The 10,852-nt window shown below is 34.5% G+C and carries 15 protein-coding genes, 2 tRNA genes and 2 other annotated features (1 of these 19 cut by a window edge); of the genes, 6 read left to right on the top strand and 11 right to left on the bottom strand.

Going from position 1 to position 10,852, the window contains the following annotated elements; all coding sequences use genetic code 11:
• Positions 1–70: 70 nt before the first annotated feature.
• A complete protein-coding gene (locus EsVE80_RS04155) occupies positions 71–244 on the bottom strand; it encodes a hypothetical protein (protein ID WP_173102574.1) in 174 nt (57 codons plus the stop codon).
• A gap of 199 nt (positions 245–443) precedes the next feature.
• Here EsVE80_RS04155 and EsVE80_RS04150 point away from each other — a divergent pair.
• Positions 444–516: transfer RNA gene (locus EsVE80_RS04150), tRNA-Glu, on the top strand.
• Positions 517–537: 21 nt separating this feature from the next.
• Here EsVE80_RS04150 and EsVE80_RS04145 read toward each other — a convergent pair.
• From EsVE80_RS04145 to rplU, 5 genes are all read right to left on the bottom strand, one after another.
• A complete protein-coding gene (locus EsVE80_RS04145) occupies positions 538–1,092 on the bottom strand; it encodes a GNAT family N-acetyltransferase (protein ID WP_173102573.1) in 555 nt (184 codons plus the stop codon).
• Between the two features lie 77 nt (positions 1,093–1,169).
• Entirely contained in the window at positions 1,170–1,373 is a 204-nt protein-coding gene (locus EsVE80_RS04140; protein WP_173102572.1) for a cold-shock protein, read from the bottom strand.
• Positions 1,374–1,500: 127 nt separating this feature from the next.
• Positions 1,501–1,794 carry a 50S ribosomal protein L27 gene (gene rpmA / locus EsVE80_RS04135; RefSeq protein ID WP_016172551.1) on the bottom strand — a complete coding sequence of 98 codons (294 nt, stop codon included), beginning with the start codon at positions 1,792–1,794 and terminating at the stop codon, positions 1,501–1,503.
• Between the two features lie 12 nt (positions 1,795–1,806).
• Entirely contained in the window at positions 1,807–2,151 is a 345-nt protein-coding gene (locus tag EsVE80_RS04130; RefSeq protein WP_173102571.1) for a ribosomal-processing cysteine protease Prp, read from the bottom strand.
• A 23-nt stretch (positions 2,152–2,174) separates the two neighbouring features.
• On the bottom strand, positions 2,175–2,483 hold the full coding sequence (gene rplU, locus EsVE80_RS04125) for a 50S ribosomal protein L21 (RefSeq protein WP_016172553.1): 309 nt from the start codon (positions 2,481–2,483) through the stop codon (positions 2,175–2,177).
• A 19-nt stretch (positions 2,484–2,502) separates the two neighbouring features.
• Positions 2,503–2,574, bottom strand: a sequence feature (ribosomal protein L21 leader region).
• Between the two features lie 157 nt (positions 2,575–2,731).
• Between rplU and EsVE80_RS04120 the strand changes: the two genes are divergently transcribed.
• Entirely contained in the window at positions 2,732–3,385 is a 654-nt protein-coding gene (locus EsVE80_RS04120) for a uracil-DNA glycosylase (protein WP_173102570.1), read from the top strand.
• Between the two features lie 61 nt (positions 3,386–3,446).
• Here EsVE80_RS04120 and EsVE80_RS04115 read toward each other — a convergent pair whose 3' ends face one another.
• Complete coding sequence (locus tag EsVE80_RS04115) at positions 3,447–4,490, bottom strand: glycosyltransferase family 4 protein (protein WP_173102569.1); 1,044 nt, start codon at positions 4,488–4,490, stop codon at positions 3,447–3,449.
• A gap of 277 nt (positions 4,491–4,767) precedes the next feature.
• Here EsVE80_RS04115 and EsVE80_RS04110 point away from each other — a divergent pair, with 277 nt between their 5' ends.
• The 3 genes from EsVE80_RS04110 to EsVE80_RS04100 all read left to right on the top strand — a co-directional run bounded on the left by EsVE80_RS04110 (position 4,768) and on the right by EsVE80_RS04100 (position 6,145).
• Positions 4,768–5,415, top strand: coding sequence for a hypothetical protein (locus EsVE80_RS04110; protein ID WP_173102568.1), 648 nt, complete (start codon positions 4,768–4,770; stop codon positions 5,413–5,415).
• A gap of 63 nt (positions 5,416–5,478) precedes the next feature.
• Positions 5,479–5,823, top strand: a complete 345-nt coding sequence (locus tag EsVE80_RS04105; RefSeq protein ID WP_173102567.1) for an iron-sulfur cluster biosynthesis family protein — start codon at positions 5,479–5,481, stop codon at positions 5,821–5,823.
• Between the two features lie 169 nt (positions 5,824–5,992).
• A complete protein-coding gene (locus tag EsVE80_RS04100) occupies positions 5,993–6,145 on the top strand; it encodes a hypothetical protein (protein ID WP_173102566.1) in 153 nt (50 codons plus the stop codon).
• An 82-nt stretch (positions 6,146–6,227) separates the two neighbouring features.
• Here EsVE80_RS04100 and EsVE80_RS04095 read toward each other — a convergent pair.
• The 4 genes from EsVE80_RS04095 to EsVE80_RS04080 form a co-directional block, all read right to left on the bottom strand.
• Positions 6,228–6,301, bottom strand: a tRNA-Arg gene (locus tag EsVE80_RS04095).
• Positions 6,302–6,367: 66 nt separating this feature from the next.
• The gene (locus EsVE80_RS04090) at positions 6,368–7,195 is read right to left on the bottom strand and encodes an alpha/beta hydrolase (RefSeq protein WP_173102565.1); all 828 of its coding nucleotides are present in this window, start codon (positions 7,193–7,195) and stop codon (positions 6,368–6,370) included.
• 58 nt (positions 7,196–7,253) lie between these two features.
• Positions 7,254–7,934, bottom strand: a complete 681-nt coding sequence (locus tag EsVE80_RS04085; RefSeq protein WP_173102564.1) for an O-methyltransferase — start codon at positions 7,932–7,934, stop codon at positions 7,254–7,256.
• 57 nt (positions 7,935–7,991) lie between these two features.
• Positions 7,992–8,501, bottom strand: a complete 510-nt coding sequence (locus EsVE80_RS04080) for a signal peptidase I (RefSeq protein WP_173102563.1) — start codon at positions 8,499–8,501, stop codon at positions 7,992–7,994.
• Positions 8,502–8,840: 339 nt separating this feature from the next.
• Between EsVE80_RS04080 and EsVE80_RS04075 the strand changes: the two genes are divergently transcribed.
• A complete protein-coding gene (locus EsVE80_RS04075) occupies positions 8,841–10,688 on the top strand; it encodes an ATP-binding protein (RefSeq protein ID WP_232061268.1) in 1,848 nt (615 codons plus the stop codon).
• Between the two features lie 39 nt (positions 10,689–10,727).
• Positions 10,728–10,852, top strand: a binding site (T-box leader) (it continues 79 nt past the right edge of the window).

Here is a 10,852-nt window from a genome sequence, read left to right as displayed (position 1 = left end):
CGCAAACTAAAAAGCCATCTAAGAAAAAGAGTAACTTAAATGACTTTTCTATTATAGTTATCAATGATGATTAGATACCAAGATGCGGCATAGCTAAAATAAAGGAGCCGACAAAAATCAATAATGCTGCTAATTGAAACGTCTCAGATTGCGTTATCTTTTGTTTAGTAAAATGCTTTTTCACTAACGCAACGAAAAATAAAACAAAACCAAAGATAAAACTACCAACACCAATTAAACTCATTTCTTCACTCCTTTAAAACTAATAATATTTTCTTTAAATAATTTACGAAAGTAACTTACTTGCTTATTTCAGTCTAACAAAATTCTATTTTATCATCCGGTGTTTGACCTATCAGCAATCGAACAATTTTGTAAGATAAAGCAAGTGCTTTTACTTTACAGTAAGAAAAAAAGTGCTAAGATGAATAGCGTAATCCCATGACCTGTTAGTCAAGTGGTTTAAGACGCTGCGTTCTCAGCGCGGAGACACGGGTTCGAATCCCGTACAGGCTATATAAATAAAAGACTTGCGCTTTAAGGCAAGTCTTTTATTTTTGGATAAGGAATAAAATTATCTGGCTCACTTGATACTTCTTGTAATGTTTTTTGCAGCCATAAGATATCATACCATTGGGCAAATTTATAACCCAATTTAGGAAAAATACCAACTTGACGATAGCCGAGTTTTTCGTGAAACTTGATGCTAGCGCCATTTCCCGCAGTAATACAGGCTAATAGTTGAACAACATTTTGTTTTTGTAGCTCTACTTCTAATGCCTGATATAAACGTGTACCCAGCCCTCTGCTTTTAGCGTCTTTAGCTACATAAATCGTCACTTCACAACTCCAATCATAGGCTGGTCGTCCTTTATAAGCACCTGCATATGCATATCCTGTAAGTGTACTATCTTCTTTTTCTGCTACCAAATAAGGATAACGTGCTAACGTTTGTTCAATCCGTTTTTCAAAATCAGCTAAAGTGGGAACTTCATATTCAAATGTAATGGCTGTCTCTTTTACATAAGGCATATAAATTGCTAAAATTGCAGCGGCATCTTTCTTTGTTGCTATACGGATTTTTTCTGTCATAAGCGTCCTCTTTTTTACAGAGCGTAGCACAATCTATTTTGTTTCTGCAAGTCATTTTTGACATGCACTGTCAGTTTTTAATTGATCACTTTCACATGAATCGCCTTTTGCTGCCCCTTTTGATTGGTAACAACCTCATAACTTACCCTTTGTCCCACTAAAAGTACCTTATCTAAGGGTAAAACGATATCTTCTTGATAAACAAACATATCCTGCTTATGGTCGTTTACTAAAAAACCGTAGCCACCTTTTTCATTAAAAGATTTTACAGTGCCTTCCAATGAATCAACCTCTTTTCAAATAAACAATTCAAAACCACGAACTCTTTTACAAAATAGTTCGTGGTAAGATTTTTACAAAACAAAAAAAGTGTCGGCATTCATTCGAATACCGACACTTGATTTTTAATTAAGCTTCTTTCGCTACTGGGTAGACAGATACTTGTTTTTTGTCACGGCCTTTACGTTCGAAACGTACTACACCATCAACTTTAGCAAATAAAGTATCGTCGCCACCTTTACCCACGTTTACACCTGGATAAATTTTAGTACCGCGTTGGCGGTAAAGGATTGAGCCACCTGTAACAGTTTGACCGTCCGCACGTTTAGCGCCTAAACGTTTAGATTCTGAGTCACGACCGTTGGAAGTAGAACCGCCACCTTTTTTATGAGCGAAGAATTGCAAATTCATTTTCATCAACATGAGATGCACCTCCTATTTTTCTGTAATCGTATTAATTTGAATAAACTCACTATTTTCGGCTTCAATTGACTGTAAACCTAACAACAAATTTTCTAAAAGAATTTGTTCAATGTTAGTTTGCTCCTGAGTTAAACCTGATACGACATCCATTTTAAGATAGCCGCCTTCAGATTCGTTTGCTTCAACCTTGGGTGCAACCCCAGCTAAAGCATCAATGCCGTTAATGGTACTGATTGCTAGCGCAGAAACACCAGCACAAACAATGTCACTACCATATGGCCCAGCTTCGGCATGCCCTGTCAATGTGAAAGTAACAATCTGGCCAGAGTCATTGCGTTTGAATGTCCCTTTGATCATTAGTGCGACCTTTCTCGCAAGTATTAAGCGTTAATAGCGTCGATAACCACTTTAGTATATGGTTGACGATGACCTTGCTTGCGGTGAGAGTGTTTTTTAGGTTTATATTTGAAAGTAACAACTTTCTTTTGTTTACCGTGTTTTTCAACAGTTCCTTCAACCGTTGCGCCTGCAACAGTTGGAGCGCCAACTTTCGTTGATTCGCCACCTACTAAGATAACTTCGTCAAAAGTTACTTTGCCACCAGCTTCAACGTCTAATTTTTCAACGTATATTGCTTGACCAACTTCAACTTTAACTTGTTTACCACCAGTTTTGATAATTGCGTACATGCTCTAAAGCACCTCCTTATAATAGACTTAGACTCGCCATCCCAAGTGACATAATGTGCTTAATACTTGTTCTGAGCGGTTGTAGCTGTGGAGTCCACAATTACAACATTTATACTTTACCAAAAAACAGACATGACGTCAATTACTTTTCTTTTAAGTAAGAAAAAGTAATTTTTATTCCTCACACTAATCGTAATTTTTCATACTATTAAAGTAATAGCGTTATACTAAACACAGGAGGGATAGCGATGGAATATCCAAAAGATTTAGTAAAATTAACCAAAGCGCGCTCAAAGAATTACAATTTGGAAGGTTTTGTCACTGGACAAGGTCCTCTGAGACCAAAATTAATGATCGTCGGTGAGGCTCCTGGTCGTAAAGAAATCGAAAACTTTATCCCCTTTAGTGGTCAAGCAGGAAAAGAATTAATGGCTTGTCTTGCAAGTGTCGGATTAACAAGGAAAGATGTTTATATTACAAGTGCAGTTAGAAGTAGACCTTATGCTACGAAAGAACGAATAAATAAAAAAACTGATAAAAAAGAAATTATTTATCCCAATCGGACACCTTTAAAAAAAGAGATTCTCGCTCATGCGCCTCTTTTGGATTATGAAATAAAAAAAGTAAAACCAAAAATAATCGCACCGGTAGGAAATATCGGTCTCCAACGTTTATTAGGAAATAATTACGTCGTTAGTCAAACTCATGGACAAATAATTCACCATCCCATTCAAAAACTAAACGAAAAAATGACAGATTATATTTGGTCTGATTCAAACTACACAATCGTGCCGTTATTTCATCCAGCAGCCATTTTTTATAATCGCCAGTTAGAATCTCTAATAAAGAAAGATTGGCAAATCCTTGGAGAATTACTGCAACTAACTGCTGATAAAAGCTAAAAGCGCAATATCACGTTATAACAAGCTATTGTCAACTTGTTATAACGTGATATTTGCGCTTTTAAAGTTCCACTTTTTCAATTTTCTTTTTTAAAAGTCCTGTATAAAATTCATACCAAATTTCCCCTACATGGGCCTCAGAATAATAATTCGACGCATCATGGGCAAGACAAGCATATTTTTTTAATAACTCCTCATCATTTTGCAAAGCTTTAATATCGCAGTTCATCTCTTCAAAATCATCTGCTCCCAAGTAATAGCCAGAAATGACGGATTCATACAATTCCAAATTTCGAACCATCACTGGTGTTTGACAACTAAAAGACTCCAAAATACTCATTGGAAATAATTCATTATAAGAAGGCAGCAAGAAAATATCTGCCATATTATAGTAATTAACTAACTCACTGCGATCGATAATACCAGTGAAAACTAAGTTAGCCGGTGGATTTTCATAGACTTCTTTGTACTCATCATAACCATCTGTTATTTTGCCAAAAGAAAAGCCTCCCACCCATATAAACGTCACTTCAGGATTTTCATTAGCTAAGCGAATAAAATCATCGACACCTTTGCGCTTTTGAATCTGGCCAACACCGAGAACAATAAATTTATTTGGTTCAATTTGATGTTCTTTTCGTAATCTTTGCTTTTCTTCAGGTTTCATTTGATAAAATTCTTCTGCCGAAACAAAATTAGGAATATAAGTGATTTTTTCTTCTGGTATCCCAGCTTTCCTTAATTCTGGAATAAAACTGGGGTTCACTACTACTAATTTATCCATCCGACGATAAAAAGAAAGTACGTACCAATTAAAAATTTTTTGAATTGGCTTGGCCAAATGAATGCTTCCTTCCAAAGTTTCTGGTAAAAAATGAACATATCCCACAGTAACACCTCGTCTTCTTTTGAAAAAAGTCGACAAATAAAACTCTGGATTAATGGTATGGTAATGGGAAATATCTGATTTTTTATACGTATTAATCTGTATGTCAAAATCATCTTTAAAACGCGCCTTTAGCATCTTGATTAACTCATTATATGCACTTCCCACCCCTTGGCCTTTAACTGTGTCGGCCCGGGAAAACATGGTAATTTTTATCATAATAAAATCCCTTCAAATCTAATTTAAAAGCTCGCCTATACTATCTACCTACTTAGTTTCTAAGCGTAAACCTCTATTTGCAAAACAATAAATAAAATACGTGATTGCAACGTATTTTCCTAAAAAACAAAAAAATTATTTTTTAATCTAACCACAATTATAGCATATGCTTCTTTAGAATAAAATCAGCCCAAAGCCTGACTTCTCGCTTGCACTGATTTACACAAATGTTAAAATTTAATTAAAGAATAATTTTTCTAATGAAAAGAGGATGACAATGAAAAAGATACTGCTTCCCCTACTAATAACTACAGCTTTGTTATTATCTGGTTGCCAAGAAAAAACAAAAAATGATGTACCATCGACAACAAACACAAATAACACGGAAAAAACAACAGCCACTAGTATGGATAAAAATCCCGATTTATTAATTAATCAGGCGCAATATCAGCAATTAGCAGAAAATACGGGTGCTACTAAAGCCCAATTAGTTGGTACCAAAGAATACGATGTCACTTTAAAAGATACCAATTGGGAAAATGTAACGATTATCAGTGATGAATGTAAAATTATTAAAATCAAAGATTATAAAGATAAGAACAATAAGGAATACGAAGGTTATGTTCTAATCCATTTTACCATCGAAACTGGTGATACTGCGGTAAACATAGTTCCGGAAAAAGGAATTTTAACCACCAACACCAGCAGACCAACAATGGGGAATTTAGCTATGGATGAATTTGGCGGAGAGATTGCCGCAAATAAAACTGTGTCAGGAACAGCGGCCTACCCCTTAGAAAGGCTAACTGACGCTGATGACGTTACGCAGCTCGAATTAAAATTTACCGGTAAAAAAATTAAAACAACCTCCACAGATAAAGAATCCACCCATGACTATGATTTCATTTTAAGCAAGAATCGTTAGTAAAAGCATCCTATTTTTCATTTTCGCCGCTAATGCTTATACTAAAGACTAGGAGTTGATAACATGAAAATGAGCATTACAAATGAAGCTGCTCCATACCTAGCAGCAAAATTAGCCGACAATAATTCGTTTATATTAGCATTAAACGATGGATCAAATCAATTTTCATCAGCTCAAGGGTGCTGTATGATTGGCGATCGTTTTTTAATTAAGCCGATTAAAGAAAAAATCGTTCCTTTTATTATCCAACTACAAAATGATCACTATTCCATTTATACATCAAACTATGAAAAAAACTTTTTACCCACTAATATTATACTCGATCGTAATAAAAGTTATGGCAGTTTCGTTTTGCGTTCTGACGAAGGAATTTTAGATATGAACGTTACTTTTCAGCCGGCAGAATAAAAATTTCAATCCTGATATAGATAAACATTGCAGTTAAACTTTATGCCATGTTTATCTTTTTTATTTTTTAAAAGAGGAGTAATGTTCACTAAACCACAAGCAATATCTTCGAAATATAAGAGGTACCGATGATAACCTATTATTATATTAATCATTAGGAGGGATTACTATGAAAACGACAAAAGAAGAAATTTTAGCTCGTCGCATCGATGATTCCAAACAATCGCGTGAAAAAATCATAAAAAGCGCCTTAAAAGAAAACCCACCTAAAAGAAAAAATAAAGCGCTACGTTTTAAATTCACCCGCCGTACAGTCTACTAAACGAATATAAACAACTAACTGCTTATCAGAATATAAAACAAAGAAAAACCACTAGAAATTAATATTTCTAGTGGTTTTTTAGCGTCACAGGAGGGATTCGAACCCCCGACCGTCCGCTTAGAAGGCGGATGCTCTATCCGGCTGAGCTACTATGACATCAGCAACAAAATCAATTATAGAAAACTGACTAACTAATGTCAATCAGTTTTCTTAATAAACACGTTATTTTTTCTCTGACCATAAAAAATCTTGGACAAAATTTACAACAGTTGGGTGAATCACCAACTGACTATGCTTGGCATTTTCTGCCACAACGAATTCTTCATAACTTTGACTTTCGCCATAAATTAACCTTCCCGCTAAAAGACTTGTAACGGGTACTACTCCATCTGAATTGCCCTTGGTGACATTTCCGGCTATGCTAATAACATTTATCTCTTTTAATAGACGCTGCTTCTTACTTAGATAGCGCTGCAAAATCGCACTCCTAGCTTTTACTTTTGTTAAAGAGGTTGCCATTTCGTTATACTTCCATCCCACATCATTAAATGGTGTTCCTAAAAATAGAATTTTAGTCGGTTGAGGATCAACGGTAAGATGAACATACTCCAAATATTCTGTCAAAACCAAGCCGCCATTAGAATGTCCAAGAAAACTATACTTTTCAACGCCATAGCAATGTTGGACATATTCCATTGCCTTTTGAAACCATATCGCTTGCTGCGGAACTGTTTCTTCTGAACTATCAGCAAAACCAATTACAATAATAGGCCGAATATCTTTTTGTGACAGCTCCCCTTTAATGGTTAACTGTCCGTCTGTTTGAACTGTAATTTTCAAAACCTCAACAGCAGCTTTTTTTTGCAATTGAGCAATTAGTTTATCAAAACGATCAACAGTTGCACCAGTTCCTGGTACCATCACCAATGCTTCATTTTTCAACGTCATCGTCGCTTGGTTATTTTCTGCTTTTGCACTTAAATGAAAAGTATTCAATAAAAAGCCCAATAATCCCAACCATAAAACTCCCTTTAACCACTTATTTACCATAGTCAGATTTACCTCTTTTTAATACAAGGTAATCTATCTAACTTAAATGGAAATTAAACTATAACGAAATCGTTTCTTTTTCCTTAGTAATCAATAAAATACCATCGCCTAAAGGTACTAAAGTCGAAGTTAAATCTGGATGTGTCATCACTACATCTAAAAACTGATTCAATTTCCGGTGGATACTGCGATTTTTGCGGGGAATTTCTTCAATTGGATCTAAAATGGTACCTCCTTGGAAAACATCGTCTACCATTAAGACCCCACCAACTTTTAATAGACGTAAACATTCGGGTAAAAAGCTCAGATATTTTGACTTCGCGCTATCCATAAACATAAAGTCATAAGGACCTGTCAAAGTTGGTAAAATTGCAGCCGCATCACCTTCTAATAAAGTCACTTTTTCGGTCAAACCTAATTTTTCATAATTTATTTTTGCCTCTTTAATCATCAAATCAAATCGGTCAATCGTCGTAACGTGGCCCTCTCCTACAAATTGTGCCATCAAACTAGAAGAAAAACCAATTGCCGCACCAATTTCCAAAACTTCCTTTGGCTTTATTTGTCCTAACAAAAACTGTAAAAAAACTACTGTTTCGTGAGGAATTATTGGTACCCGTCTTTTATGGGCAATTTCTTCTAATTCTCCAATTGCACCAGCCAAAGGTTTTTGTTTTGTACGCATATATTCAACTAGTCGTGCATCCACAACTGGCCTATCCATCATTTCATTTAACATTTCTCCACCTCGCTTTTGTCATTATACGTAGGAACAAAAAAGTCCGCAACCTTTAAATTAATAGTTGCGAACTTGTCTATTATGTATCACTTGTTCTATCAAATGCCAAATTGTCGTAAATGTGATAAATCCAGCAATCAACCAAAATATTTGCTGCACTAAATCTAAAAGTTCCCGAGAAACAAAGTGTCCCAAATACGGTAAATGAATAATGGGCTGTCCAATTAAATTCCGACTGCTTACATACCCGATTTCCATTTGTTCATTTCCATCACCTTTTGTATAAAAAACTTGATTATCTTCTTTAGCAACCACTCTACGGGTTTGAATATTTTCACCTTGATTTACATAATAAGTAACCACTTCTCCAACGTAAATGTCTTCTGGTTCTATTTGACGAACAAAAATCAAGCTTCCTTTAGGGTAAGTCGGCTGCATGTCACTATCTTTTACAATTGAAACCGTCATTCCGAATAGATGTGGTAATAATGTAATCAACAAAGCCAGCGCCATTATAATTGTGACAATAACCGAACCAAATAGGCCCATTTGTTTAAAATTCGACATGTCCCCCTCCCTCATACAATTCTTTTTGTTTTCTAATTATAAAACGATTATATCACATATAAAAGATAGTTTAAAAGTAACTAACTCCATTTAAATCCTTTTTATTACCAAATAACTCTCTTTTTAATATAAACTAAAAAATAATTACCGTCGATTATTGACCTATCATTAAATAACATTTAAACTTAATTTAAACTGAAGAATATTGCCGACTAAGCATTCTATTAATTTTAAAAATACGCTGTTATTAAATAACAAAAAAACAATAATAGATATAAAGAAATAAACAAATAATTATTCTTTACCAGATCTTTTGAGCGGTGAAAGGACTTTAACATTATGAAAAGATTAAATAATGAAACCAAAAAGAAATATAATAAGAAAATGATTTGGATTCCTTATCTGCTTGTCATTGCCGTTTTCATTACAGTAGGGATCTTTTTTATTCATGCTTTAAATGCCCCATTCTCACAATCATCCATGGCAGAAATAAAAGACACTTGGGTCTATTACGCTAAAGATGATCCTGTTACTTTATTTAAAAGTCGTTATGTGAAACGCTTAAATAGCGTATCCGCAGGAGAAACAATGGTAATGGAACGAACAATGATTCGTAAAGTTTCCAACCCAACTTTATTAATTCAAGGAAATCATCAGTGGTTAAAAGTGACGGTCGACGGCAAAATCCTCTATCAGCATAGTTCCAAAACTGCAACACCGACTTTTTTAGGCAGAAAAAATCCAGGCAATATCATGACAGAAGTACAATTGCCTAAAAACTACGTGGGCAAAACCTTACGATTAGAAGTAAGTAGCCCATATAAAAACTACGCAGGTATTCCTGCTCGAGTATTCATTGGGGATTCAGACTCACTTTTATCTTATGTCGTCTCTGTTTCCTTACCACAAATTTTAATCTTAATTATTTGCACTTTTATCAGTTTAGCAATAATGATTTTTAGTGGCGCTGAATTAGTTAAGCGAAAAAACTTAAACTGGGAGTTAATTTTATTATCCTGTTTTGCTCTAACTATTGCATTAGAAGCTGCTGCAGGTGATATTCTAGCCGGATTACTGTTTAGCCCCTTAGTTAACTCGACTATGGCTTTGCTTTTAGCAATTTTTACTCCGATTTTCTTGATTTCTTATTATTGTTTAAAAATGAAGCAAAGCCAAAAATACTATCGCCTTTGGGTAATATTTCATATCAGCTTTGATTGTTTAATTTTACTTTGGGCTGTTTTAACCAAAATTGATTTACCTGAAGTAAAATTCTATATTGATGCTGCAAATATTTTTGGAACATTAGCGACAACTATTGCAGCGATCACAGAAGCCCATCAAAAAAATCGTTTTTTTGTCATTTGTACACCCTGGATTGTCTTGGTTGCAATGGCCCACTGTTTTATTTACATTACCAGTGTAGCCCAATCAAATTTTTACCTTGTTAATATTTCGGGTTTATTGTTCGCTATAATTTTACTAGTTATTTTTGTCTATACGCTTGTTGAAGGATTGACTGCTAGCGAGCAAAATAAGCGCCAAATGCATTTTTTAGAGTTAAAAACAGAGTTATTAGAGGATAATCATGAAACGATTATTCATCACCTACAAGAGTTAGAACAGCTACGCCAAGATTTCAAACAAAATCTATTACTCGTAAAAGACCTGAGCAGTGATGGTAATTTACCAGCAGTAAATGAATATTTAGAAAAGCTTTTAGAAGAAACTGATCAGTTAAATATTATTCGCAACTTTTCTGAGCATACTTTAACGAATTTGATTTTAAATCGTTATCAAAAAAATGCTCAACAAAAAAGTATTGCCATTAATTTTCTCGCCAATTTACCCCAAGATGTAAACGTGGCAGATGATGATTTAAGTCAAATTTTAATTCATCTTTTAGAACACGCTACCCGAGAGACTTACGCCATCCATGATCCTAAAAAACGAGAAATTAATTTACGGATTGAATACATGAATGAAAAGTTACAAATTAGCTGCACTCACACTGCTCATTATCATACTAATATTTTTGATCGCGGCATCACAACAAATTTTTCTCAAAAAGAAGAACTGGATCTTTTTGTCATTGAAAAAGTTGCAAAGAAATATCGCGGTCAACTAAAACAATTACAAGATGACTACAAAGATCAGATTACCTTATCTTTATCACTTATAACTTAGAATAATTTTAACTTGCAATTTTTAGTGTTTACTATTAGCATAGAGACAGTCGGATTAGTATTAAGATTATGGTTTAGAGAGCCAATGTTTTGCTGAAAATTTGGTACCCACTAATTTTTTGAACCTCCCGACAGTATTGATTATGAAAATAATCGGGTTAGGGC

The organism is Enterococcus saigonensis, from assembly GCF_011397115.1.
Lineage (GTDB): Bacteria > Bacillota > Bacilli > Lactobacillales > Enterococcaceae > Enterococcus_C > Enterococcus_C saigonensis.
Note: the sequence above shows the minus strand (reverse complement) of the source record. Positions and strands in the feature narration are given on the sequence as shown.

What these genes read in the sequence shown, in the direction of transcription:
- EsVE80_RS04145 (WP_173102573.1), bottom strand. Translation starts at nt 1,092, where the DNA reads ATGACAGAAAAAATCCGTATAGCAACAAAGAAAGATGCCGCTGCAATT.
- EsVE80_RS04100 (WP_173102566.1), top strand. Translation starts at nt 5,993, where the DNA reads ATGAAAACGACAAAAGAAGAAATTTTAGCTCGTCGCATCGATGATTCC.
- EsVE80_RS04120 (WP_173102570.1), top strand. Translation starts at nt 2,732, where the DNA reads ATGGAATATCCAAAAGATTTAGTAAAATTAACCAAAGCGCGCTCAAAG.
- EsVE80_RS04155 (WP_173102574.1), bottom strand. Translation starts at nt 244, where the DNA reads ATGAGTTTAATTGGTGTTGGTAGTTTTATCTTTGGTTTTGTTTTATTT.
- EsVE80_RS04110 (WP_173102568.1), top strand. Translation starts at nt 4,768, where the DNA reads ATGAAAAAGATACTGCTTCCCCTACTAATAACTACAGCTTTGTTATTA.
- EsVE80_RS04085 (WP_173102564.1), bottom strand. Translation starts at nt 7,934, where the DNA reads ATGTTAAATGAAATGATGGATAGGCCAGTTGTGGATGCACGACTAGTT.
- rplU (WP_016172553.1), bottom strand. Translation starts at nt 2,483, where the DNA reads ATGTACGCAATTATCAAAACTGGTGGTAAACAAGTTAAAGTTGAAGTT.
- EsVE80_RS04090 (WP_173102565.1), bottom strand. Translation starts at nt 7,195, where the DNA reads ATGGTAAATAAGTGGTTAAAGGGAGTTTTATGGTTGGGATTATTGGGC.
- EsVE80_RS04080 (WP_173102563.1), bottom strand. Translation starts at nt 8,501, where the DNA reads ATGTCGAATTTTAAACAAATGGGCCTATTTGGTTCGGTTATTGTCACA.
- rpmA (WP_016172551.1), bottom strand. Translation starts at nt 1,794, where the DNA reads ATGTTGATGAAAATGAATTTGCAATTCTTCGCTCATAAAAAAGGTGGC.
- EsVE80_RS04105 (WP_173102567.1), top strand. Translation starts at nt 5,479, where the DNA reads ATGAAAATGAGCATTACAAATGAAGCTGCTCCATACCTAGCAGCAAAA.
- EsVE80_RS04075 (WP_232061268.1), top strand. Translation starts at nt 8,841, where the DNA reads ATGAAAAGATTAAATAATGAAACCAAAAAGAAATATAATAAGAAAATG.
- EsVE80_RS04115 (WP_173102569.1), bottom strand. Translation starts at nt 4,490, where the DNA reads ATGATAAAAATTACCATGTTTTCCCGGGCCGACACAGTTAAAGGCCAA.
- EsVE80_RS04130 (WP_173102571.1), bottom strand. Translation starts at nt 2,151, where the DNA reads ATGATCAAAGGGACATTCAAACGCAATGACTCTGGCCAGATTGTTACT.